21 protein-coding genes and 1 pseudogene are annotated in these 23773 nt (G+C 62.7%); 11 read left to right on the forward strand and 11 right to left on the reverse strand.

What is annotated here, in order from left to right; translation table 11 throughout:
* Positions 1-7: 7 nt before the first annotated feature.
* A complete protein-coding gene (locus tag CCOS864_RS04200) occupies positions 8-676 on the reverse strand; it encodes a YciC family protein (RefSeq protein ID WP_115085186.1) in 669 nt (222 codons plus the stop codon).
* A 153-nt stretch (positions 677-829) separates the two neighbouring features.
* Here CCOS864_RS04200 and CCOS864_RS04205 point away from each other — a divergent pair, with 153 nt between their 5' ends.
* The 3 genes from CCOS864_RS04205 to CCOS864_RS04215 all read left to right on the forward strand — a co-directional run bounded on the left by CCOS864_RS04205 (position 830) and on the right by CCOS864_RS04215 (position 2779).
* Complete coding sequence (locus CCOS864_RS04205; protein ID WP_115085187.1) at positions 830-1576, forward strand: DUF2076 domain-containing protein; 747 nt, start codon at positions 830-832, stop codon at positions 1574-1576.
* A 101-nt stretch (positions 1577-1677) separates the two neighbouring features.
* Positions 1678-2157, forward strand: coding sequence for a LabA-like NYN domain-containing protein (locus CCOS864_RS04210; RefSeq protein WP_036996945.1), 480 nt, complete (start codon positions 1678-1680; stop codon positions 2155-2157).
* A 19-nt stretch (positions 2158-2176) separates the two neighbouring features.
* On the forward strand, positions 2177-2779 hold the full coding sequence (locus tag CCOS864_RS04215) for a 3'-5' exonuclease (protein WP_115085188.1): 603 nt from the start codon (positions 2177-2179) through the stop codon (positions 2777-2779).
* Here the strand turns inward: CCOS864_RS04215 and CCOS864_RS04220 are convergent.
* Entirely contained in the window at positions 2776-3234 is a 459-nt protein-coding gene (locus CCOS864_RS04220) for an Lrp/AsnC family transcriptional regulator (protein ID WP_115085189.1), read from the reverse strand. The two genes, CCOS864_RS04215 and CCOS864_RS04220, sit on opposite strands and share 4 nt — an antisense overlap.
* Positions 3235-3387: 153 nt before the next feature.
* Between CCOS864_RS04220 and yedA the strand changes: the two genes are divergently transcribed.
* From yedA to CCOS864_RS04235, 3 genes are all read left to right on the forward strand, one after another.
* Positions 3388-4320 (forward strand): drug/metabolite exporter YedA, encoded by a 933-nt coding sequence (gene yedA, locus CCOS864_RS04225; RefSeq protein ID WP_115085190.1) that lies wholly within the window; start codon positions 3388-3390, stop codon positions 4318-4320.
* Complete coding sequence (locus tag CCOS864_RS04230) at positions 4317-5273, forward strand: hypothetical protein (RefSeq protein WP_134061331.1); 957 nt, start codon at positions 4317-4319, stop codon at positions 5271-5273. Before yedA ends, CCOS864_RS04230 begins: the two co-directional genes overlap by 4 nt.
* A gap of 74 nt (positions 5274-5347) precedes the next feature.
* Positions 5348-6679: an RNA helicase RhlE1 gene (locus CCOS864_RS04235; RefSeq protein ID WP_115085192.1), complete on the forward strand. Its 1332-nt coding sequence runs from the start codon at positions 5348-5350 to the stop codon at positions 6677-6679.
* A 91-nt stretch (positions 6680-6770) separates the two neighbouring features.
* Here CCOS864_RS04235 and CCOS864_RS04240 read toward each other — a convergent pair whose 3' ends face one another.
* On the reverse strand, positions 6771-8006 hold the full coding sequence (locus tag CCOS864_RS04240; RefSeq protein ID WP_115085193.1) for a TIGR03862 family flavoprotein: 1236 nt from the start codon (positions 8004-8006) through the stop codon (positions 6771-6773).
* A gap of 149 nt (positions 8007-8155) precedes the next feature.
* Positions 8156-9069, reverse strand: a pseudogene (locus CCOS864_RS04245) (histone deacetylase family protein).
* 130 nt (positions 9070-9199) lie between these two features.
* Here CCOS864_RS04245 and CCOS864_RS04250 point away from each other — a divergent pair.
* From CCOS864_RS04250 to CCOS864_RS04260, 3 genes are all read left to right on the forward strand, one after another.
* A complete protein-coding gene (locus CCOS864_RS04250; RefSeq protein WP_115085194.1) occupies positions 9200-9769 on the forward strand; it encodes a GNAT family N-acetyltransferase in 570 nt (189 codons plus the stop codon).
* A gap of 77 nt (positions 9770-9846) precedes the next feature.
* A complete protein-coding gene (gene tesB, locus CCOS864_RS04255) occupies positions 9847-10716 on the forward strand; it encodes an acyl-CoA thioesterase II (protein ID WP_115085195.1) in 870 nt (289 codons plus the stop codon).
* Positions 10713-11306: an HAD family hydrolase gene (locus CCOS864_RS04260; protein ID WP_115085196.1), complete on the forward strand. Its 594-nt coding sequence runs from the start codon at positions 10713-10715 to the stop codon at positions 11304-11306. Before tesB ends, CCOS864_RS04260 begins: the two co-directional genes overlap by 4 nt.
* Positions 11307-11389: 83 nt before the next feature.
* Here the strand turns inward: CCOS864_RS04260 and CCOS864_RS04265 are convergent, their stop codons facing one another.
* The 3 genes from CCOS864_RS04265 to CCOS864_RS04275 all read right to left on the reverse strand — a co-directional run bounded on the left by CCOS864_RS04265 (position 11390) and on the right by CCOS864_RS04275 (position 15417).
* Entirely contained in the window at positions 11390-13861 is a 2472-nt protein-coding gene (locus CCOS864_RS04265; RefSeq protein WP_115085197.1) for a TonB-dependent siderophore receptor, read from the reverse strand.
* 106 nt (positions 13862-13967) lie between these two features.
* Positions 13968-14915, reverse strand: a complete 948-nt coding sequence (locus CCOS864_RS04270) for a FecR domain-containing protein (RefSeq protein WP_115085198.1) — start codon at positions 14913-14915, stop codon at positions 13968-13970.
* Position 14916: 1 nt separating this feature from the next.
* The gene (locus CCOS864_RS04275; protein ID WP_115085199.1) at positions 14917-15417 is read right to left on the reverse strand and encodes a sigma-70 family RNA polymerase sigma factor; all 501 of its coding nucleotides are present in this window, start codon (positions 15415-15417) and stop codon (positions 14917-14919) included.
* 140 nt (positions 15418-15557) lie between these two features.
* On the opposite strand from CCOS864_RS04275, the gene CCOS864_RS04280 reads away from it, so the two are divergent.
* The gene (locus CCOS864_RS04280; RefSeq protein ID WP_115085200.1) at positions 15558-16568 is read left to right on the forward strand and encodes a zinc-dependent alcohol dehydrogenase family protein; all 1011 of its coding nucleotides are present in this window, start codon (positions 15558-15560) and stop codon (positions 16566-16568) included.
* Positions 16569-16577: 9 nt separating this feature from the next.
* On the opposite strand, the gene CCOS864_RS04285 is transcribed toward CCOS864_RS04280, so the two are convergent.
* Positions 16578-17462 carry a LysR substrate-binding domain-containing protein gene (locus tag CCOS864_RS04285; protein WP_115085201.1) on the reverse strand — a complete coding sequence of 295 codons (885 nt, stop codon included), beginning with the start codon at positions 17460-17462 and terminating at the stop codon, positions 16578-16580.
* A 158-nt stretch (positions 17463-17620) separates the two neighbouring features.
* On the opposite strand from CCOS864_RS04285, the gene ydiJ reads away from it, so the two are divergent.
* Positions 17621-20641 carry a D-2-hydroxyglutarate dehydrogenase YdiJ gene (ydiJ, locus tag CCOS864_RS04290; RefSeq protein WP_115085202.1) on the forward strand — a complete coding sequence of 1007 codons (3021 nt, stop codon included), beginning with the start codon at positions 17621-17623 and terminating at the stop codon, positions 20639-20641.
* A 7-nt stretch (positions 20642-20648) separates the two neighbouring features.
* On the opposite strand, the gene CCOS864_RS04295 is transcribed toward ydiJ, so the two are convergent.
* The 3 genes from CCOS864_RS04295 to CCOS864_RS04305 all read right to left on the reverse strand — a co-directional run bounded on the left by CCOS864_RS04295 (position 20649) and on the right by CCOS864_RS04305 (position 23773).
* Positions 20649-21059 carry a DUF4952 domain-containing protein gene (locus tag CCOS864_RS04295; protein WP_115085203.1) on the reverse strand — a complete coding sequence of 137 codons (411 nt, stop codon included), beginning with the start codon at positions 21057-21059 and terminating at the stop codon, positions 20649-20651.
* Between the two features lie 33 nt (positions 21060-21092).
* Complete coding sequence (locus tag CCOS864_RS04300; RefSeq protein WP_115085204.1) at positions 21093-21872, reverse strand: class I SAM-dependent methyltransferase; 780 nt, start codon at positions 21870-21872, stop codon at positions 21093-21095.
* Positions 21873-22867: 995 nt separating this feature from the next.
* The gene (locus CCOS864_RS04305; RefSeq protein WP_115085205.1) at positions 22868-23773 is read right to left on the reverse strand and encodes a ParB/RepB/Spo0J family partition protein; all 906 of its coding nucleotides are present in this window, start codon (positions 23771-23773) and stop codon (positions 22868-22870) included.

Genomic DNA, 23773 nt, shown 5'->3' on the forward strand with positions numbered 1-23773 from the left:
TAACCAGTCAGGATACCGGTGGCTCTGCAACCGGTTCGCTGACCAGCATGTACAGGCGGAACATCACCACGGTGCTGAACAGCTGCAGGAAGCCGTTGGCGCTGTCGAGGGCCAGTTGCACCAGCGCCGAAGGCTCGGGCACCAGCATCATGCTCAGGCCGTCGATCAGCCACAGCGGTGCCAGCACGCCGAGGATGCAGCTGAAAATGCGCCAGAAATTACCGGTGCTCAGCTTGAAGCTTTCACGCATGGCTTCGATTGGCGCCAGGCCGCGCAGCACCAGGACGTATTCGGCAAACACCAGATGGATCATCACCCAGATGCCGGGAATGATGAACAGCGCGGCGCCGGCCATGATCAGCAACGAGCTGAGCATCACCATCAGGGCGAACGACGGCCACAGGCGCAAGGCCATGGCCAGCAGGTTGCGCTTGAGCGGGGTGTAGCCGTTGCTGCGGGTGTCGAGGTAGAGGATCAGCGCGGCGCTGTACAACGGGTAGAACAGCAGGCTGACCAGCATGCCGTAGCCTGGCGAGGCATCCTCGCCCAGTTGCTGGTTCAGCAGCTGGGTGCACAGTGCTTCGAGCACCACCAGCGGCAGGCACAGCTGGGCAATGCTCAGCAGGTGACGGCGGAAGAAATACAGGGAGTCGCGCAGAACACTAAGCGGATTCATCGGTCGATATCGCATTGAAAAAAAGCAGGGCGTCACTTTAGCCCAGCCGTAGGCCAACCTGAAGAAAGTTTAATCCCGGCTTGTGTTGAATCTACGGCCCCGGCACCCCATTTTACCCGTACTCGATTTTCCGGTTTTGCAGTGAGGTTGCCCATGAACAGTGAAGAACAAACCCTGATCGACGGCCTGTTCGGTCGGCTCAAGCAAGCCGAGGACCCGGCTGTGCCGCGCGACGCCCAGGCCCAGGCGCGCATCGGCGAACACCTGCAGCAGCAACCCGCGGCGCCTTACTACATGGCCCAGGCGATCCTGGTGCAGGAAGCGGCGCTCAAGCGTCTCGACGAACAGAACAAACAGCTGGAGGCCGAGCTGAAACAGGCCAGGGCCCAGGTTGCAGCGACCGCGCCGAGCAGCGGCGGCGGCTTCTTGTCGAGCATATTCGGCAGTGGCACCCGCGATCCACAGCCGGTACAGAACCCGGCCCCCGCCAGCACTCCCAGCCGTGGCGGCGGTTGGCGCGAACCGTCGCGCCCGTCATTCAACCAACCTGCCCAGCAGCAGGGTTTCAACGCAGCTCCCGCCCAGGCTCCGGCCCGCGGTGGTGCCAGCAGCTTTCTCGGTGGCGCGCTGCAGACTGCCGCTGGCGTGGCCGGCGGGGTGATGCTGGCCCAGGGTATCAGCAGCCTGTTCAACCACCACTCGCAGCCTGAAGAAGTGGTCGAGGTGATCAAGGAAGAACCGGCGCCCGCCAGCGACACGGGCGGCTGGGGCAGCAACGACGAGCAACGCCTGACCGCCGACAATGGCAGCTATGGCAACGACCAGGGCGGCTTCATGGACACCGACTACGGCAATGATGACGGCGGCTTCTTCGGCGGTGACGACGACAGCTTCGTCTGACCGCGCTTACCCGCATGGCTCGCGGGCTGGCATACTGGGCGCCGAAACGGCCCCGGTGTGCGGCGGCCGGTAACAGCGCCGTGGCGCCATGAGGAAAAGCGGTGAAGAAGATCGCGGTATTCGCCGATGTGCAGAACCTCTACTACACCGTGCGCCAGGCCTACGGTTGCCACTTCAACTACGCGGCGCTGTGGGCCGACATCAGCCAGCACGGGCAGATCGTCGAAGCGGTGGCCTACGCCATCGACCGCGGCGACAGCAAGCAGCAGCAGTTTCAACAGATCCTGCGCAACCTTGGTTTCACGGTCAAACTCAAACCCTATATCCAGCGCAGCGACGGCTCGGCCAAGGGCGACTGGGACGTGGGCATCACCCTCGATGTGATCGACGCCGCCGCGCGGGTCGATGAGGTGGTGCTGGCTTCCGGCGATGGCGATTTCGACCTGCTGCTCGAGCGGGTCATCAGCCGTCACGGCATTCAGGCCGTCGCCTATGGCGTGCCGGGGCTGACCGCCAATTCACTGATTCGCGCGGCCAGCCGTTATGTGCCCATCGAGGGCAGCCTGCTGCTCAAGCATTAAGATTTCCGAGGTTGTCGTTTTGGAACGTATCGCTGTCATCGACTTTGAAACCACCGGTATTTCACCAGGGGCCGGTTGCCGGGCCACGGAGGTGGCGGTGGTCATGCTGGAGCGCGGGCGCATCGTCGAGCGCTATCAAAGCCTGATGAATGCCGGGGTGCCGGTGCCGGCGTTTGTCGCCGGCTTGACCGGCATCACCACCGCCATGCTGCGCAGTGCGCCACCGATCGCCCGGGTGATGAACGAGGTGGCCGAGTTCGTTGGCGATACGCCGATGCTCGCCCACAACGCCTCGTTCGACCAGAAATTCTGGGACTACGAGCTTTCACAGATCGGCCGTAGCCGCAGCCAGCGGTTCGCCTGTTCGATGTTGCTGGCGCGGCGCCTGATGCCATCGGCGCCTAACCACAAATTGGGCACCCTGACCCGTTGGGCCGGCCTGCCTGACACCGGCACCGCGCACCGGGCCATGGCCGATGCGGAAATGGCCGCCAACCTTGCCCAGCACCTGGCCGGGCAATTGCGCCAGCAGGGCGTCAACGGCGTCTCCCACCAGTTGTTCTGCAGCCTGCAGAAAGTCCCCGCGGCGAAGATCGGCGAAGCGCTGAACAACTATCGCTAGGCCTTCTTGCCGTTGTGCTCCAGGTGGCCCAGCGGCAGGCGCCGCTCCACCGCGCTGGAGAGAATGATCGAAGTCTTGCTGAAGCCGAACTGGGCGATGCGGTTGATCAGTTCCTCCAGTTCCGGCATCGAGGCCACGGCCGCCTGCATGATCACGCAGGGGTCGCCGGTCACCCGGTGGCACTCGGTCAGTTGCGGGATCTGCGTGAGCTCCTCAAAGGTCTGCTGGTTGCCATGGCTGGCCAGGCGCAGCTCGATCACGCACTGGATCGGCAGGCCGATTTTCTCCAGGTCGACCTTGGCCTGATAGCCGGTAATCACCCCGCTGGCTTCAAGCTTGGCCACCCGTTCGGCCACCGCCGGGGCGGAGAGATTGACCTTGCGCGCGAGTTCGGCGAAGGAGGCGCGGCCGTTGTCCAGCAGGGCGCTGAGGAGCATGCGATCGTACTTGTCCATGGGCTTCCAGAGGCTGATTGTCGATTCAAAGGTGCAAGACCTGAATAACCGTTGTTTCAAAAGTGTACGGCTCGTTTAAACAGGTTTTGTAACTTATGTTTGCCGTGCTGCCTTTCTAAACTAACCGCCCGACACCCATAATTCGAGCCCCCCATGCCTGCCTCCCGTCGCTTCCCGTTAGTCTTGATCGGCGCCTTTCTCGCCTTGTACCTGGTCTGGGGCTCGACCTACCTGGTGATTCGCATCGGCGTCGAATCCTGGCCGCCGTTGCTGATGGCCGGGGTGCGTTTTGTCATTGCCGGTTCCTTGCTCTACGGCTTTTTGCGCTGGCGCGGCGTGCCGGCACCGACCTGGCCGCAATGGCGGGCAGCGGGTGTCATCGGTGTATTGCTGCTCAGCTGTGGCAACGGTGGCGTGACCCTGGCCGAGCACGCTGGCGTGGCCTCTGGTGTGGCCGCGCTGGCGGTGGCCACAGTGCCGCTGTTCACCTTGATGTTCGGCCTGCTCTGGGGCCATCGCAACACTCGCCTGGAATGGGCCGGGATTGTCCTCGGCCTGGTTGGCATCGCCTTGCTCAACCTCGGCTCCAACCTGCAGGCCAGCCCCGTCGGTGCCGCGCTGATCCTGTTTGCCGCCGCCTCCTGGGCCTTCGGCTCGGTATGGAGCAAAAGCCTGCCGCTGCCCCAGGGGCCGATGGCCAGTGCCGCGGAAATGCTCGTTGGTGGCGTGGTCTTGCTGCTCGGCAGCGCGTTGAGCGGCGAACGCATGACCCAGATGCCCACCGCCGCCGGCTGGGGGGCGCTGGCCTACCTGGTGTTCTTTGGCTCGATCCTGGCCTTCAGCGCCTACATGTACCTGCTCAAGCACGTGCGTCCGGCCGCAGCCACCAGCTATGCCTACGTCAACCCGGCAGTGGCGGTGCTGCTGGGGATCGTTTTTGCCGGCGAACAGATCGGTTTCGAGGAATGCGTGGCAATGGCGGTTATCATTGGCGCCGTGGTGTTGATCGGTGTGCCGCAGTGGCGCCGACCGGCAGTTGAAAAGGCCAAACCCGTTGGCGAAGTGGAAGGTGAACTCTGTAAATGAAAGGACGTTTTGCCAGGACGGCAGTGAAGATCGTGGGTTGCGTGGCAGTGGTCGCGGTATGCATGGTCATGTTGCGCGACGACCGAAGCACCTTCATGACCCTGTACTTTCAGGAGTCGGTTACCCGCACCAGCGCCAGCGACGAAATCGACCCGCGCTATGTCCAGGCGCTGCAGCAGATCATCGCTACGCAGCAGATCGATACACAAAAGATCGACCTGGTGCTCGATCCCGACAGCCGGCGGGCACTGCAGCTGCGCTTTGCCGATGATGCCCTGAATGCCAGGCAGCGCCAGGATCTGCGGGCGTTGTTCGAGTCATTCGAGCCCGCTCGTGAAGCGGCCCGGCTCAGTGGTCGGCTGATGGTCGACATGCGCCAGGCGCGAAAGCTGGGCCTGGGTGTTTATGACTTCGGCCCGGCGCCCAGGGAGATCGTCGCACTCGGTGAGGTGTCGCTGCCACTGCACTTCAGTTTTCGCTCTGGAATCGATGTGCAGTTGCGACGCAAAGAGCAGGCGACTGCGCAAAAGCCGCAGGCCGATATGATCTGTGAGGCCAATGCCAGGCTGCAGGCAGCGTTGCCCTTCGAGGTGACCGAGTTCGATGTCAGTGGCAGCGACCTGCGCGGCGAAATGAAGTTGCGCATGGCCAGCGGTGAGCAAGTCCAGGCGCCGGCGCAGCTGTTTTTCGATGATCAGCAGTTGCTCGAACGTCTGGAGATGGGCGGTATGCGGGTACGCATCGACCGCCCGGACACTGTAGACCGTCTGGTGTTCGAGTTCGGCTCGATTGGCACCGTCAGGTATCAGCCTTACATGTACTTCATCCGCAACGACCCCGAGGCATTCGACGCTTGTCGAGCGGTTGCCTACCAGAGCGGCAGGCCCTTTTCGTTCTATCTGGGGGAAGGTGTCGATCGTCTGCTCAAGGTGCGCTTTCAACCGCCAGGCTGATACCGACAGGGGCACGCGCCGGGCCTGAACAAGGTAAACTGCCGCCATTGCTGAATTCCCCTGACGGTATTGCCATGACTTTCGCCAAACTCGGCCTGATCGAACCCTTGCTGCGCGCGCTCGAGCGCCTGGACTACAACACCCCGACCCCGGTCCAGGCCCAGGCCATTCCTGCCGTACTGGCCGGCCGCGACCTGATGGCCGCCGCCCAGACCGGCACCGGCAAGACCGCAGGTTTTGCCCTGCCGCTGTTGCAGCGCCTGACCCTGGAAGGGGCCAAGGTCGCCAGCAACTCGGTACGCGCGCTGGTGCTGGTGCCGACCCGCGAACTGGCCGAACAGGTACACGCCAACATTCGCGACTACGCCGAGCACCTGCCACTGAGTACCTACGCGGTGTACGGCGGCGTCAGCATCAACCCGCAGATGATGAAGCTGCGCAAGGGTATCGACCTGCTGGTGGCCACCCCCGGCCGTTTGCTCGACCTGTTCCGCCAGAACGCGGTGAAGTTCAACCAGCTGCAGGCGCTGGTGCTCGATGAAGCGGACCGCATGCTCGACCTCGGTTTTGCCGAAGAGCTGCGCGCGGTGTACGCCGCCTTGCCGGCACGCCGGCAAACCCTGCTGTTCTCGGCAACTTTCTCCGACGAGATCCGCCAACTGGCCGCACAAACCCTCAATGATCCGTTGAGCATTGAAGTCAGCCCGCGCAACGTCACCGCCAGCACCGTTAAGCAGTGGATCGTGCCGGTGGACAAGAAGCGCAAGCCTGAGCTGTTCAGCCACCTGATGCGCAAACAGCGCTGGAAGCAGGTGCTGGTGTTTGCCAAAACCCGTAATGGCGTTGACCAGTTGGTCGAGCGCCTGCGTGGCCAGGGTGTCAACGCCGACGGTATCCACGGCGACAAGCCTCAGGCCACTCGCCAGCGTGCACTGGACAGCTTCAAGGCGCGCGAGATCCAGATTCTGGTAGCCACCGATGTGGCGGCGCGCGGGCTGGATATCGACGACCTGCCGCTGGTGGTCAACTTCGACCTGCCGATCGTGGCCGAGGATTACATCCACCGCATCGGCCGTACCGGGCGCAAGGGCAACAGTGGTGAGGCGATTTCGCTGGTGTGTGCCGACGAGGTTCAACTGCTGTCGGCGATTGAAACCCTGACCCGCAAGACCTTGCCGCGCCATGAAGAGCCGGACTTCACTCCGGACCACAAGGTGCCGATGACCGACGCCAATGGCCAGGTGCTGAAGAAGCCGAAAAAGCCGAAGAAGCCCAAGGAGAACAGCAGCAAACGCAGCCTCGGGCGTTGGCTGGACAGCGCTGAAACGCCAGCGGCGGCGCCGCAGGCCAAGCCGGTGCGCAAGGTGCCGACTTTCAACACCGGGCCGCGCAAGCGCAAGCCTTGAGTACGCCATCGCGGGTCAAGCCCGCTCCTACAGAGGGCAGCGATAACCTGTGGGAGCCGGACTTGCCGGCGATGGAAGGCGAAGCCTTCCCTTAGGCCTTGAGCCACTCCAGCAACCCCAACCCCGCCTTGCGCCCACTGGCAAAACAGGCCGTCAGCAGATAGCCGCCCGTCGGCGCCTCCCAGTCGAGCATCTCGCCGGCACAGAACACGCCGGGCATCTGCTTGAGCATCAAGCGTTCATCCAGCGCTTCGAAGGTCACCCCACCGGCACTGCTGATCGCTTCATCCAGCGGGCGAGGGCGCACCAGGGTGACCGGCAAGGCCTTGATCGCTTGCGCCAGCAACGCCGGGTCGGCAAAGGTCTGCTGATCGGTCTGCTCGCGCAACAGCGCTGCCTTGACCCCGTCCAGCCCCAGTTGACTGTGCAGATGCTTGGCCATCGAGCGTGAACCCCGCTGCTTGGCCAGGGCCTGCTGGATTTTATCCACAGGCCGGTTGGGCAGCAGGTCGATCAGCACCCTGGCGCTGCCATCGCGGTTGATCGCCTCGCGAATCTGCGCCGACCAGGCGTATACCAGGCTGCCTTCCAGCCCTTGTGCGGTGAGCACGCACTCACCCAGGCGCGGTGCATGGCCCTCAAGGCTCAGGGCGATATTCTTCAGCGGCGCGCCGGCAAACTTGTCCTTGAGCACAGCGCTCCAGCCCTCGACCTCGAAACCACTGTTGGCCGCCTGCAACGGCGCAATCTGCACGCCTTGCGCTTGCAGCCAGGGCAGCCAGGCTGCATCCGAGCCCAACCGCGCCCAGCTGCCGCCGCCCAGCGCCAGCACGGTGGCCGTCGGCTTGAGCGCCAGTTCGCCCTGTGGATAAGCGATCCGCAAGGCTCCTTCGGCGTTCCAGCCCAGCCAGCGATGGCGGGTGTGGATAACTACTCCGGCGTCGCGCAGGCGCTTGAGCCAGGCGCGTAGCAGCGGCGCGGCTTTCATGTCGCGGGGGAAGACCCGGCCGGAACTGCCGACGAAGGTTTCGATACCCAGGTCGTGAATCCACTGGCGCAGCACATCGGCATCGAAGCCTTCGAGCAGGCGGGCAACTTCATCCGTACGTTCGGCATAGCGGGCGATGAACGCCGGGTAAGGCTCGGAATGGGTGATGTTCATGCCACCGACCCCGGCCAGGAGGAACTTGCGGCCCACCGAGGGCATGGCGTCGTACAGCTCGACGGCGACCCCGGCCTGGCTCAGCACTTCGGCGGCCATCAACCCGGCCGGCCCGCCTCCGATAATGGCAACGTGTGGGCGGTCGGTGGGGCGGGTGTCGGTCATGGTCGGCTGCAAGCTGGGAAAAAGAGCCGGCATTCTACCTTAGCGGGCCGCCCGGAAACACTGATCAAAAAATGAACAGCAGCCTCAAGGCCAGGTAGTTAAAGGGCTTGAGGGGGTTTCCAGCAGGTTATCCACAGGCGGTTCCACAGTCATTGTGAGTAACCCAGCACGCGGCTGGCGCTGTGGTGCAGTATCCCGTGACGGCGGGCGAGGGCCTCGCGGTCCTTGCTGTAGCCTCCGCCAATCACGCCGACCACCGGGATGTCACGCCCCAGGCAGTGGCGCAGCACGCTTTCGTCACGCGCGGCGACGCCTTCATCGGTGAGTTGCAGATACCCCAGGGCGTCGTCCTTGTGCACGTCGACGCCGGCGTCGTACAGCACCAGGTCAGGGCGATACAGCGGCAGCAGGTAGTTGAGCGCGTCATCCACCACCTTCAGGTAAGCCTGGTCACCCATGCCGCGCGGCAGCGGAATGTCCCAGTCGCTTTCAGCCTTGCGCGCCGGGAAGTTCTGCTCGCAATGCAGCGACACGGTGATGGCATCCGCGGTGTCGTGGAGGATGCGCGCGGTACCGTCGCCCTGGTGCACGTCGCAATCGAAGATCAGCACCTTGTGCACCCGCCCGGCTTCCAGCAGGTAATGGCTGATCACTGCCAGGTCATTGAAGATGCAGAAACCGGCCGGGTGATCGTAATGGGCATGATGGGTACCTCCCGCCAAATGGCAGGCGATGCCGTGCTCCAGCGCCTGCTCGGCGGCCAGCAGCGAGCCGCCGACCGCACGCACGGTACGCCGCGCCAGGGCTTCGCTCCAGGGCAGGCCGAGGCGGCGCTGGTCTTCACGCGACAGCTCGCCATGCATGTAGCGCTCGATGTAGGCGCGGTCGTGGGCCAGGGCGAGGATATCGTTGGGGCAGATTTCCGGGCGTAGCAGCGCCGCATCCGTGGTCAGGCCGCTGGCGACCAGGTGATCGCGCAACAGGCGGAACTTGTCCATCGGAAAGCGGTGCTCGGCGGGAACGCCGGGCTGTAGTCGTCGTGATAGATCAGCGGCAGGGGCATGGCAGGGTCTTGGTCAGAGCAGGAATCGATCTTGCCAGCTCCTTGCCTTGTTGTGCTACCAGCACTGAAGCGCCAGCAGCCGATGAACAGCCTACGCTGTAAACTGCAGGCTGTGGATAAGGAGCCGAGCATGACCCCGATACTGCAACTTGAAAGCGCGCGGCTGCAGTTGCGCCAATGGCAGGATGACGACCTCGCCGAGTTCGCCGCCATGTGCGCCGACCCTATGGTCATGCGCTACTTTCCTGCGCCGTTGACCCGGGTCGAGAGCGCCGCGCTGATCGGCCGGATCCGCGGTCACTTCAATGAATACGGCTATGGCCTATGGGCCCTGGAACGCAAGGATACCGGCGCTTTCATCGGCATGACCGGCCTGCTCAATGTTAGTTTTGACGCCGACTTCGCCCCAGCGGTGGAGATCGGCTGGCGCCTGGCCCGGCGTCACTGGGGGCTGGGGTTTGCCAGTGAAGCAGCCTGGACCAGCCTGCGCTGCGCCTTCGCTCAACTGGGCCTGGAGCAGGTGGTGTCGTTCACCACGCAAAGCAACCTGGCGTCGCAGAAAGTCATGCAGGCCATCGGCATGCAGCAGGACCTGGCAGGCAGCTTCGAACACCCCAAGCTAGAGCCTGGCCACCCCCTGCGCCCGCACGTGCTGTACCGCATCGACCGCGCCCAGTGGCAAGCTACCCTGCGCGGCTGAATTGCAGAACATACGGGCTGGCAATGACAAACCCTGTATTATTTGCAGCAGTTGCGCATTGCCTTGGAGAATCTTGAATGAGCCACGTGTTGGACGATCTGGTTGACCTGTTGAGCCTGGAATCGATCGAGGAAAACCTGTTCCGCGGGCGAAGCCAGGACCTGGGCTTTCGGCAGCTGTACGGTGGACAGGTACTGGGCCAGTCGCTGTCGGCGGCCAGCCAGACGGTCGAAGAGGCGCGTCATGTGCACTCGCTGCACGGTTACTTCCTGCGCCCGGGCGATGCCAGCATGCCGGTGGTCTATTCGGTCGACCGCGTGCGCGATGGCGGCAGTTTCAGCACCCGGCGGGTGACCGCGATCCAGAAGGGCAAGACCATCTTCACCTGCAGCGCCTCGTTCCAGTACGACGAAGAAGGTTTCGAGCACCAGAGCCAGATGCCCAATGTGGTCGGCCCGGAGAACCTGCCGTCGGAAGTCGAGCTGGCCAAGGGCATGGCCGATCGCCTGCCTGAAGCCATCCGCGACAAGATGCTCTGCGCCAAGCCGATCGAAATGCGCCCGGTGACCGCCGAGGACCCGTTCAACCCCAAGCCGGGCGAGCCGGTGAAGTACGTCTGGTTCCGCGCCGATGGCAACCTGCCGGATGTGCCGGCGCTGCACAAGTACATGCTCGCCTACGCCTCGGACTTCGGCCTGCTGACCACTTCGCTGCTGCCCCATGGCAAATCGGTGTGGCAGAAAGACATGCAGATTGCCAGCCTCGACCACGCGCTGTGGTTCCACGGCAACCTGCGCGCCGACCAGTGGCTGCTGTACGCCATGGACAGCCCATGGGCCGGCAATGCCCGTGGTTTTGCCCGCGGCAATATCTACAACCAGGCCGGGCATCTAGTGGCCTCGTCGTGCCAGGAAGGCCTGATTCGTCATCGCAAGGATTGGCAATGAGCCTGCAGCAGATTCGCCACTGGGTGTTCGACATGGACGGTACCCTGACCGTCGCCGTGCACGATTTTGCGGCGATCAAGGAGGCGCTGGAGATTCCGCAGACGCACGACATCCTTACCCACCTGGCGGCTTTGCCGGCCGCCGAGGCCGCGGCCAAGCACGCCTGGCTGCTGGAACATGAGCGTGAGCTGGCGATCGGCTCGCGCCCGGCTACCGGCGCCGTGGAGCTGGTCCGCGACCTGGCGGCGCGTGGTTGTCGGTTGGGCATCCTCACCCGCAATGCCCGTGAGCTGGCGCATATCACTCTGGAGGCCATCGGCCTGGCTGACTGCTTTGCCGTCGAGCACATCGTCGGTCGCGATGAAGCACCGCCCAAACCACACCCGGGTGGCTTGTTGAAGCTGGCCGAAGCCTGGGACGTGGCGCCGACCGAGATGGTCATGGTCGGCGATTATCGCTTTGACCTGGATTGCGGCCGGGCGGCGGGGGCGCGGACGATTCTGGTCAACCTGCCGGACAATCCCTGGCCGGAACTGGCCGACTGGCATGCGGCGGATTGTCGGGCGCTGCAGGTGATGCTCGACCAATAGCTGGCAAGGCCGGCTCCCACAGGTGGGCTGCACGCGGTCCTTGTGGGAGCTGGCTCGCCAGCGATGAGGCCCTCACACCTTACTCAGAACTCCCAGCGCGTGGTCAGCATCACATTGCGCGGATCACCGTAGTAGGTGGTATCGAAGTTGCCCAGCCCGCTAAGGTAGCGCTTGTCGAACACGTTGTTGGCATTGACCGTGAAGCTCAGCTGTTCGTTGTACTGGTAGCGGGTCATCAGGTCGACCAGGGTGTAGCCGCCTTGCTTGATGAAGGTGTAGTCGTTCACCGAGCGATTGTAGATCTTGCCGTAGAACGCGCTCTGCCAGTTGATTCCCCCGCCCACGGTCACTTTATCCAGCACCCCCGGCAAACGGTAGGTGGTGAACATCCGCACCAGGTGCTCAGGCTTGCTGGTGCTCATCGGGAAGCCATAGATGCGCTGCTCGTCGGCATCGCGCGAGCGTGCGTAGGTGTAGCCTGCCGAGAGGTTCCAGCCTTCCTGCAGTTCGCCGGCGATTTCCAGCTCGATGCCCTGGGTGGTGGCGCCACTGGTGGCCTTGTAGATGCCCTCGTTGGTCGCAGGGTTGGTGCCGATCGACTCGGCGACGTTGTCCTGCTCGATGCGGAACAGCGCCAGGCTGGCGTTGAGCTTGCCGTCGAAGTAGGCCGCCTTGAGGCCGGTTTCGTAGCTGTCGCCTTCGACCGGATCAAGGGTCGCGCCATTGCTGTCCTTGTTGCTCTGTGGCTGGTAGATCGAAGTGTAGCTGGCGTACACCGAGTAGGTGTCGTCGAGGTCATAGACGACACCGGCGTACGGGGTGACCACGCCATGTTGCTTGTAGCCGGACTGGCTGTCCTGGAAGGTCGGGTTGAGGCCGTCGTAGTCGTAGTTGTCGTCGTACTTGAAGGTGCTGACACGGGTGCCGAGTATCACCGAGAGGTCGTCCGTCGGGTGCAGGCGGGTAGCGATGTAGGCGCCGTTCTGGCTCTTTTTCTGTTCGTACTTGCCGTTTTTCGGGAAGTCCGGCACGCCGATGTGGCCGTCCCAGTCAAAGATGCTGCCGGGCACCATGGCAAACTCGCTGGTGTCCCAGGTGGCGCCAGTCTGGCGCGAATGGTTGGTGTCCAGACCGACGACCAGGTCATGCTGGCGACCGAACAGGGTGAACGGGCCCGAGAGGTTGAGGTCGGCGCTGTTCTGCACCCGATGGCCTTCCCAGCGGCCCCAGAAGAACGACATGCCATCGCCATTGCGATCCGGCGCACCGCCACTGGCCGAGGCCAGGCGGGTGTCGTGGTCGCTTTGCAGCTGGTTGACGGTGAGTTTGAGCGACCAGTCGTTGGCCAGCGCCTGCTCCAGCGAGGCGAAGTAGGTACGGTTCTGGAAGTCGCGGCGGCTCCAGTCGGCGCCCGGGTTGAACGAGCGTGAGAAGTCCGTGCGGCCGCCGTCGGTGTAATACACCGGGTTACCGGTCCAGGAGCTGCCACGCGGGGTGGTGGTCTGCTGGTCGATGCCGACGGTCAGCAGGGTGTCCGGGGTGATGTCGGCTTCGAGGATGCCGTAGTACACCTCTTTGCTCTGCTGGTAGTGGTCCTGGTAGCCCTTCTTGTCCTGCTGGGCGCTGACGAAGCGCCCGCGCACGCTGCCGCTGCTGTTGATCGGGCCGGAGACATCGACTTCGCCACGGTAGTTATCCCAGTTGCCGGCACTGCCGGTCAGCGAACCCTGGAACTGCGCGGTCGGTTTTTTGCGGATCAGGTTGACCGTGGCCGACGGGTCGCCGGAGCCGGTCATCAGGCCGGTGGCGCCCTTGAGCACTTCCACCCGGTCGTAGATGGCCATGTCGACGTGGGCGGTGCCTTCGCCATACACACCGTCATACACGGTGTTGACGCCGTCGTACTGGTAGTTGGTGATCACCAGGCCGCGGCTGGTGAACTCGGTGCGGTCGCTGTCATAGGTTTGCGCCGACACGCCGGGGGTGTTGCGCAGTACATCGGAAATGCTCTGGGCGCCCTGGTCGTCCATCTGCTGGCGGGTGACCACGGTGATGGTTTGCGGTGTTTCGCGTATCGACAGCGGCAGCTTGGTCGCGGTACGGGTCGCCGCCGTGGTGTAGGAATGGGTGCCCTCGGTGGTTTCACCCAGACCCTGGGCGTTGATGCTGGTGGCGCCCAGTTCCATCGCTGCGCCGGTGTTGGCCGGCACCAATACGTAGCCGCCGTTGGACTGACGCTGAGCCTGCAGGCCGGTACCGCTGAGCAGACGGGCCAGGCCTTCTTCCACCGAATAGTTGCCCTGCAGGCCGGCCGACTGCTGGCCCTGAGTCTGGCGGGCATCGAACGACAGGGTAATGTTGGCGCGGGTGGCGAACAGGCTCAGAGTGGTGCCCAGCGGGCCCGGGGCGATCTGGAATTGCGTGCTGGCGCTCTGCGCCATGGCCTGGGCAGGCAGCAGCGCGAGCAGCGGCAAAGGCGCCAGGGTCAGGCCGAACAGCGCCAGGTGGACAGCGCGAACCAGAGGGCGGGGTGCGCGCGGACAAGTCGGGGTCATGCAGGATTTCCTTCGATTGGCTGGGCAGAGGGGCGGTCGAAATTTGCCGCTTTAACTGCGTAGCCGAATGAGAATGAAAATCGGCAACCCTTTGTGCGAAATTTCTTCAGACTGCTTCAATGCTGACCCAGTAGCGGGTCATGTAACGCACCCTGACCGGCAACGACACGCCAAGGTTTTCCAGGACGGTGTCGGTGTCGTCGATACGAAAGGCGCCGGACAGGCGCAGGTCGGCAATGCTCTCGGCACAGCGCAGCACGCCGGGGCGGTAGCGGCGCAGTTCACTGATGAAGTCGCCCAGGCGCCATTCGATCACGGTCAGCATGCCCTGGGTCCAGGCTCCGGTGCCGGGCAGGGCGGTGCTGGCGGCAGCAATCTGCGTGCGGTCGAAGCTGACGCTTTGTCCGGTCTCCAGGCGCAGCATCAGCAGCGGCTGGTCGAGCGGGCGTACTTCAACCGCATGCTCGAGCACGCTGACGCGGCTCAGGCCGTTGTCGCTACGGACGTTGAAGCGCGTGCCCAGGGCGCGCACCCGGCCTTCGGCCGTTTCGACAATGAACGGGCGAGCCGCACTATCGCGTGCGGTCTGCACCATGATTTCACCGCTGTAAAGGCGCAGCAGGCGTTGCTGGCCGTCGTAGCGGATATCCACAGCGCTGTCGGTGTTGAGTTCGAGCTGGCTGCCGTCGGCGAGGCGTACCTGGCGGCGCTGGCCCTTGCCGGTGCGCAACTCGGCCATCCAGGCCTGGCCCGGGGTGCTTTCCCGTACGGCCCAGCCGGTTGCACCGACGGCCATGAGCAGGGCCAGGGTCTTGAGTACGGCGCGGCGCCGGGCGCGCACACCGGCCAGGGCCGGCAGGGCGACATCGGCCGGCAGTCGTCCCAACTGACGCTGCAGCTTTTCTACCCGCGCCCAGGCCTGGGCATGGGCCTGGCTCTTGCCCAGCCAGTCTTGCCAGGCCTGCAACTGCGCATCGCTGGGCGGCGCGGCGTTGAGCTGCACGTACCAGGTGGCGGCAGCTTCGAGGGTGCGATAGTCCAGCGGCTGGGCCATGTCAGTCGTCCGTCAGTAGCAGGCAGTGGGTCATGGCGCGGATCAGGTGCTTCTTCACCGTGGTCACCGACACTCCCAGGCGCTCAGCGGTGGCCACATAGCTCAGGCCTTCGAGCTGCACGGCCAGGAAAATATTGCGCGTGCGCTCGCCCAGGCCATCGAGCATCTGGTCCACGGCCAGCAAGGTTTCGAGGATCAGCAAGCGGCTTTCCGGCGATTCGGCGACCCGCTCCGGGCGCAACGCCAGTTCGTCCAGGTAGGCCTGTTCGAGCGCTTTGCGGCGGAACTTGTCGATCATCAGCGCATGGGCAATGGCGCCCAGGTAGCTGCGCGGCTCGCGAATGGTGTCTGCATTGCGCGCGTTCAAAACCCGGATAAAGGTGTCCTGGGCCAGGTCGGCGGCATCGCTGGCATTGCCCAGGCGGGCGCGCAGCCAGTTCTTCAACCAACCGTTATGTTCGCTGTAGAGCGCGTGCAGGGCAGCATGATCGGGAGCGGGCATGGTGAGGCAATATCGAGTAATTGATAATTAGTCGCATTATTGTGGTTTGCTGGCGCACTATGCAAGCGCTCGTGCTTGACCTGGGGCAGGGGCAGGCAAAGACTGGTCAGCTATTTGCCCAATCGACTCAGGAGGTTTCCATGACCAGCAGGGCCATTATCGTCCAGACCGGCGGTGGTTACGACAAGGTGCAGGTAGGCACCCGCGAGGCTGCGGCGCCGCAAGCCGGCGAAATCAGCGTGCGCCTGCACGCCAACTCGCTCAACTATCACGACTTCGCCGTGGTCAGCGGCATGTGGGGGCCGACTGCGCCGCGTATCCCCATGGCCGACGGCGCCGGTGTGGTGACCGCAGTGGGTGCTGGCGTGAGCGAGTTCGCCGTGGGCGATTCGGTGGTCAGCACCTTCTTCCCAGACTGGCTGGACGGCCAGCCGTTGGTCGAAGGTTTCGCCAGCGTACCGGGCGACGGCATCGATGGTTACGCCCGCGAACAGGTGACTGCCCGCGCAACCTCTTTTACCCATGCGCCCAAGGGCTACAGCCACGCCGAAGCGGCGACCCTGACCACCGCCGGCCTCACCGCCTGGCGCGCACTGATGGCCGATGACTCGCTCAAGCCAGGCGATACCGTGCTGGTGCAAGGTACTGGTGGCGTGTCGATTTTCGCCCTGCAGTTCGCCAAGCTGGCCGGTGCCACGGTGATCGCCACGTCCTCCAGCGACGACAAGCTCGAACGCCTCAAGGCCCTCGGCGCCGACCACCTGATCAACTACCGCAAGACTCCGGCCTGGGGCGAGAAGGTGCGCCAGCTCACCGCCAACCGCGGTGTCGATCACGTGATCGAAGTCGGTGGCCCGGCGACCCTCGAGCAATCAATGATCGCTGCGCGTATCGGCGGGCATGTGTCGCTGATCGGTATTCTGACCGGCGTGGCGGGCAACCTGCCGCTGGTCCAGGCCCTGGTACGGCAGATTCGCCTGCAAGGCGTGCTGGTGGGCAGCCGTGCCCAGCAGCAGGCGATGGTCCGCGCCATCGATGCCAATGGCTTGCGCCCGGTCGTGGACAAGACCTTCGACCTGGAGCAGATCGTCGAAGCCTTCCGCTATCAGGAAAGCAACCAGCACTTCGGCAAGATCTGCCTGAGCATCTGAGCCAGCGCCTCAGATCTGCCCCAGCAACCAGCCGCGAAATGCCATCAGCGATGGCAGCGACTGGTTGCGTGGCGGGTAGATCAGGTAATAGCTGCGCTGGCTGGCAAACGGTGCACCGGCACTGACCAGTTCACCGCTGGCCAGCTCGTCGGCCACCAGGATGCGCGGTACCAGGCCGATGCCGATGCCGGCGCGCACTGCCTGGATCAGGTGCGAAGTCAGCTCGAAGCTGGGCCCCAGGCGCATGCTGCGGTGCGCCAGGCCATGGTGGGAAAACCATTCGCCCCAGGCGTTGGGGTTGTTGGCCACGTTGAGCAGCAACTGCTCATGCAGGCGCGGCGGTGACCAGTCGGCCTGGCCGGCGGCGGTGTCCGGCGAGAGGATCACCAGCAACTCTTCGGCATGCAGGCGATGACAGACCAGCCCCGGTACGTCGGCATTACCGACGACGATGGCGGCGTCGATGCCGCTGGTTTCAAAATCGATGGCTTCGATGCGTGAATTGATGTGCACCAGCATGCCCGGGTGCAGCTTGTAGAACTCATGCAGGCGCGGCAGCAGCCATTTGGAGCCGAAGGTCGGCAGGGTCGCCAGGCGCAGGCTGCCTTCGCCAGACTGGTAAGCCATGGCCTGCAAAGTAGCACTGCGGATCCGCCCGAGGGCTTCGCTCATCTCCCGCTGATACAGCCGACCGACATCAGTCAGGCGCACCTGGCGGCCTTCGCGGCGGAACAGGGTCAGGCCCAGTTGCTGCTCCAGCGCCTGCACCTGGCGGCTCACCGCGCTCTGGGTCAGCGACAGCTCGGTGGCGGCGCGGGTGTAGCTTTCATGCCGGGCGGCGGCTTCGAAAGCCAGCAGCAATGACATGGACGGCGTTAGATGGCGGTAATTCATTCGTAAAAGTCATCGATAGCGGCAGAAATATCCAGTTGTCCGCGGCGGCACGCTCCGGGATCATTGGCATATCAGTGTCTTGAGGCTGACCTAATTATGCTCAGCCAGCAAGTGTTCCGATATCCCGTGATTAGCCAAATTAAAGAGGCCATCCTTTGATGATCGCCCAGTTGCCGACCAGCGCCCCTGCTGCCGACTATTCCGATTTCCTCGCCGCCCTGCGTGCCAACGGTTTCCGTGGCCAGATTAGCGCCGACTATGCCACCCGCACGGTGCTCGCCACCGATAACTCGATCTACCAGCGCCTGCCACAAGCGGCGGTGTTCCCGCTGGATGCCGAGGACGTCGCCCGGGTTGCCGCGCTGATGGCCGAACCGCGCTTTCGCCAGGTCAAGCTCACCCCCCGTGGTGGCGGCACCGGTACCAACGGCCAGTCGCTGACCGACGGCATCGTCGTCGACCTGTCGCGGCACATGAACAACATCCTCGAGATCAACGTCGAGGAGCGTTGGGTGCGGGTCCAGGCCGGGGTGGTCAAGGACCAGCTCAACGCCGCGCTCAAGCCCCACGGCTTGTTCTTCGCCCCGGAGCTGTCGACCTCCAACCGCGCCACCGTCGGCGGCATGATCAACACCGACGCCAGCGGCCAGGGCAGCTGCACCTACGGCAAGACCCGCGATCACGTGCTTGAACTGCACAGTGTGCTGCTCGGCGGCGAGCGCCTGCACAGCCTGCCCATCGATGACCAGGCGCTGGAGCAGGCTTGCGCGCAACCAGGCCGCAGCGGTGAGGTGTACCGCATGGCCCGGCAGATCCAGGAAACCCAGGCCGAGCTGATCGAGACCATCTTCCCCAAGCTCAACCGCTGCCTGACCGGTTACGACCTGGCGCACCTGCGCGACGAGCAGGGCCGCTTCAACCTTAACAGTGTGCTGTGCGGCGCCGAAGGCTCGCTGGGCTACGTGGTCGAGGCCAAGCTCAACGTGCTGCCGATTCCGAAGTACGCTGTGCTGGTCAACGTGCGTTACAGCAGCTTCATGGACGCCCTGCGCGACGCCAATGCGCTGATGGCGCACAAGCCGCTGTCGATCGAGACGGTGGACTCCAAGGTACTGATGCTGGCGATGAAGGACATCGTCTGGCACAGCGTCGCCGAGTACTTCCCCGCCGAAGCCGAGCGCCCGACCCTGGGCATCAACCTGGTGGAGTTCTGCGGTGATGATCCGGCTGAAGTGAACGCGCGGGTGCAGGCGTTTGTCGCCCACCTGCAGGCTGACACCGGCGTCGAGCGTCTGGGCCACACCCTGGCCGAAGGCGCCGAGGCGGTGACCCGGGTCTACACCATGCGCAAGCGTTCGGTAGGCCTGCTTGGCAACGTCGACGGCGAAGTGCGTCCGCAACCGTTCGTTGAAGACACCGCCGTACCGCCAGAGCAGTTGGCCGACTACATCGCCGACTTCCGCGCATTGCTCGACAGCTACGGCCTGGCCTATGGCATGTTCGGTCATGTCGACGCCGGCGTGTTGCACGTACGCCCGGCGCTGGACATGAAAGACCCGGCCCAGGCTGCACTGGTCAAGCCGATTTCCGATGCCGTGGCGGCACTGACCCAGCGTTATGGCGGCCTGCTCTGGGGGGAGCATGGCAAGGGCCTGCGTTCGGAATACGTGCCGGATTTCTTCGGTGAACTGTACCCGGCACTGCAGTCGCTCAAGGGCGCGTTCGACCCCTACAACCAGCTCAACCCCGGCAAGATCTGCACCCCGCCCGATAGCGAGCAGGGCCTGATCAAGGTCAACGAAGCGCCAATGCGCGGTGATTTTGACCGGCAGATCGATGAGCGGGTCTGGCAAAGCTTTGGCAGCGCCGTGCACTGCAACGGCAACGGCGCCTGCTACAACTTCGACCCCAACGACGCCATGTGCCCATCGTGGAAGGCCACCCGTGAGCGCCAGCATTCGCCCAAGGGCCGCGCCTCGCTGATCCGTGAATGGTTGCGCCTGCAGGGTGCGGCCAGCATCGATGTATTGGCGGCGGCAAAGAACAAGACTTCGTGGCTCAAGGAGCTGCCCAAACGCCTGCGCAACAACCAGGCACGCTCCCGTGGCGAAGCCGATTTCTCCCACGAAGTCTACGAAGCCATGGCCGGCTGCCTGGCGTGCAAATCCTGCGCGGGGCAGTGCCCGATCAAGGTCAACGTGCCGGAGTTTCGCTCGCGCTTCCTGGAGCTGTACCACGGTCGCTATCAGCGCCCGCTGCGTGACTACCTGATCGGCTCGCTGGAGTTCAGCATTCCCTACATGGCCTATGCGCCAGGGTTGTACAACGCGGTGATGGGGTCGAAGTGGGTCAGCCGCCTGCTCGAGCGCCATGTCGGCATGCTCGACAGCCCGCTGATCAGCCGCTACAACCTGCAGAACACCCTGACCCGTTGCAACGTCCGCGCGGCCAGCGTGCCGGCGCTGCGCGAACTGACCCCGGCCCAGCGTGAGCGCAGCATCGTGCTGGTCCAGGATGCGTTCACCCGCTACTTCGAAACACCGCTGCTGGCGTCGTTTATCGAGCTGGCCCACCGTCTTGGCCACAAGGTGTTCCTCGCGCCCTACAGCGCCAACGGCAAACCCTTGCATGTTCAGGGCTTCCTTGGCGCCTTTGCCAAGGCGGCGATTCGCAACGCCAACCAGCTCAAGGCCCTGGCCGATTGCGGCGTGCCACTGGTCGGCCTCGACCCGGCCATGACCCTGGTGTACCGCCAGGAGTACCAGAAGGTCGAAGGCCTGAGCGACTGCCCGAAGGTGCTGCTGCCGCAGGAATGGTTGATCGACGTGCTGCCCGAACAGGCCGCGGGCGTCGGCGAAACCTTCCGTCTGCTGGCCCACTGCACCGAGAAAACCAACGTGCCGGCCAGTACCCGCCAGTGGGAGCAGGTATTCGCGCGCTTGGGGCTGAAACTGCTCACCGAAGCGACCGGTTGCTGCGGCATGTCCGGCACCTATGGCCACGAAGCGCGCAACCAGGACACCTCGCGAACCATTTTCGAGCAATCCTGGGCCGGCAAGCTGGGTAAACAGGGGGAGGCGTTGGCGACCGGCTATTCATGCCGCAGCCAGGTCAAGCGCTTGGCAGACCGCCAGTTGCGTCATCCGCTGGAGGTGCTGCTGCAGTACGCCAAGGGCTGATACCCGGTCAGGGCTCGAGGGTATCGACGCTGACGGTGATGTAGAAGAACTCGATCCGTGCCCATTGCGAGCGCTGGTTGACCGGTGTCTCTTCGGAAGCCATGAGGATTTCGTAGCCGATGCCGCTCTGTGGGGCGCGGTGGAAGTGGCGAAATGAATCCCACATGCAGCAGATAAACAGCAGGCGCGGCATGCCGAAGGCGTGGTGCAGATAGCCCTCGGCAGCCCCTGCTTCGGCACCTTTGACCCTATAGGTCGCGATTAAGGGGGCGGTCTGCAGTTCGGGTTCCTGGCGGCAGCCCAGGTACTCGATTCCCTTTGGGTACGCACCCAATGCACCCAGGAAGTCTGCGCACTGCGGTGCGGCTTGAAGCGGGCCGCACAGCAGGAGCAGGGTAAGGATAATCAATGGGCGCATTGGTTCTTCATATGTCCGGGGCTTTGACTCGGCTCAGGCAAAACTGATGTTGGTGCGCTGCGCGCCATAGACAACGCGTGCGGCGGACATCAGTTGATGAGGAATCTCGACGAAGGGGATATCCGAGTTGGTGATGGCGATGTCCACAAGTTGCAGCATCATCGAGTTCTTTTTGACCAGGATGACATCCGACCAGTCGGTGTTAGTCACGGCCACAGGCACGAAGTCGGAACGCTTGAGGAAGCTGCTGAGGGCTTCCAGTACACCCAGGTTCTGCTTGGTGCCCTGCAGGCTATGGCAGCAATCGTTGAGAAGCATGAAGCCATCATCGGCCAGCAGGTCCTGGTAGTACATCATGTCGCGCAGGATGTACTCGTATTGATGGTTGGCATCAATGTAGATCAGGTCGAATTTCTCGATACCGGTTCTTGGCTGGATCTCAGGAATGGCGTCGATCGTCTCGGCGCGAATGAGGGTGACGTTGTGCTTGTCAGCGAACTTGCCCTGGCATTCCTCATACAGGTTGTCCCAGGTGGTCATGTCATACAGCGAGCCGCCATAGTAGTAATCATAGCTATCTATAGGGTCAACCCAAGGTGGCAGTTGGTCGAACGAGCTGTAGGCTTCGGTAGCCGAGGGGCTCCAGCTGTCGATCAACACCATCTTTTCAGGGCTGAGGGCGTTGTAGAGGTTCAGCGCATTTTGCCCGCGCAGGACGCCAAGCTCGGCGATGAGCGGCTTTTTGTTGCAGGCGTCAAACACTGCCTTGAGAAGGTGGTAGAAGGTCTCGCGGTGGGTCATACAGACTTTCATGCCTGCTCCTGTTCTGTGGTGGTTGCGGCCCCCCGGAGTCGACAAGGATACGAGACGGGGCGGTCCTTCTGCTGTTTATCGACCGCTGCGGCAATAGGATGAGTGCGGTTTTGTCTGCGGCGTGTCGATGGCCGACAGGCGGGTTCAGTCAGGGTTCTGCAGGCAACAAAAAAGGCATCGGCGCAAGCGCCAGATGCCTTTTTCGTTTTGCGTATTTGGTGGAACCGGGGGAATTAGAAAGGCGTATATAAGCATTTGTTTTACATTAGTTTATTGTTGATTGGTTAAGTAAGTGCCCCCATAAATGCCCCCGAACACTTAATTCCGATGAACGGTCATTTAAGAGGTTGAGCTGGCGACCTGACGCTCGGTAGCGGTTGGATCATGCCGTTGGGTTTTTTTCGCGGTAAAGCACCATGGGCTCATCTAGGGCGATCTGATCTGAGGTGCAGCGTGAGACATTCGATAGTTACCTGTCACAACTGCGGCAAAGCGATGGTTCCGAGAGCGACATACAGCCGTGGTTTCTGGGGCTATTCGCCTTCGTCGAATCATTGTCCCTTTTGCCTGAGCGAGAACTGGCACGGGGGAAATCCAAGTTTAGGGGCTCGGCTGTTTGCGTTGGTTGGCCTGGCATTGGGTATTCTGGCCTGTGTTCTTGTGGGAGCACTTTTGTTCAAAGTCCAGTGGTGGCTCGGTATTGAGGGACAGTGGTCTCTGCTGAGCCTGGGAACATGTGCAGTGTCGGTGGCTGCGGGCTATCGTTTTTACAATTGGTTTGTAGACTGCTGAAAAGCGGATTTTGTATACGTATAACAGGCAGCAACCAGCCGAGGGCAGGCGTGGGACGCTAGGTCTTGAATTGCCAGCAGAAGCTTTTGTTCATGCCGAGCTATTAGACAATATCATCAATACAGCGAAAAAAATTCCAATTCTCTGTGCTCCAAATGCATCTGAAACGCTGAAAATATTTATGCCCTCGCCAAGTCGATTCATCACTCTCGTTCAGGCTTTCTTGCGTCGGAGCTGACCGCCTCCATGATGGCGGTTAATTCATGTAGAAGTTCGGCGTGGCAACGGTTTAAGTAACCCGAAATGGTTTCATTGCGCAGCAGACGGGCGAGATAGCCTTTGGCAACGACCAGAAACAGCATGGTTTCCCCCAGCGTATCCTCCACGACCTTGTAATCGTGAAACAGCTTTTCCATCTCGCGTTCCATCCTTGCCAGTTCTTCGACACTGACCTCGGCGGAGAGCTTGGATTTTTTTTCGATCAACATGTCGGGACGTGAAGCGGCAAGTACCATGTCGGCGTAGGTCTGGGTGAAGCAGTTGGCGGACACCATCAGCTCTACGGTTTCGATTTGGCGCATGGGTTTCATTTTTCTTAATGTGCGGAATACTCCTTGGCTGACCATTTTGACTTTGAGCATTTCCACCACTTCGGGCGCGATGCCATCAAGCAAGCGCTGCCGTTCATGGATGCGCTCGATGTTGATGCCCAAGACTTTGGCGATCAGGGCGGGGGAAATCCCTGATCGCACAGCCGTGAGAATCATCTTGTGCTCTTGCACGGGAGTTAAGCGGTTGATCTGCCGGTTGTATGTGAAACTTTCGTCATCGATTGACAGCAGGCACAGTGCCTCAGTAGCGCCTAGTGCTTTAAGGGCGTGCAGGCGAAGATGGCCGTCGAGCAACACGAAAGTTGCTACCCCCTCCACATTGGTCTGTTGCCGATGCACTGCCAGTGGCTCAATGACTCCCAACTCGCGAATGGAAGTTAGGATAGTTAAGTATTTTTTGGTCTGTTCTATATCCTTGTCTACAGATCGGGTCGGAAGAATTCGGTCGAGGGGGACTGGGATGATCTGCCGTTCAAAGCCTTGTTTCACCTGGCCCAT

The sequence above is a fragment of the Pseudomonas wadenswilerensis genome (genome assembly GCF_900497695.1).
GTDB lineage: Bacteria > Pseudomonadota > Gammaproteobacteria > Pseudomonadales > Pseudomonadaceae > Aquipseudomonas > Aquipseudomonas wadenswilerensis.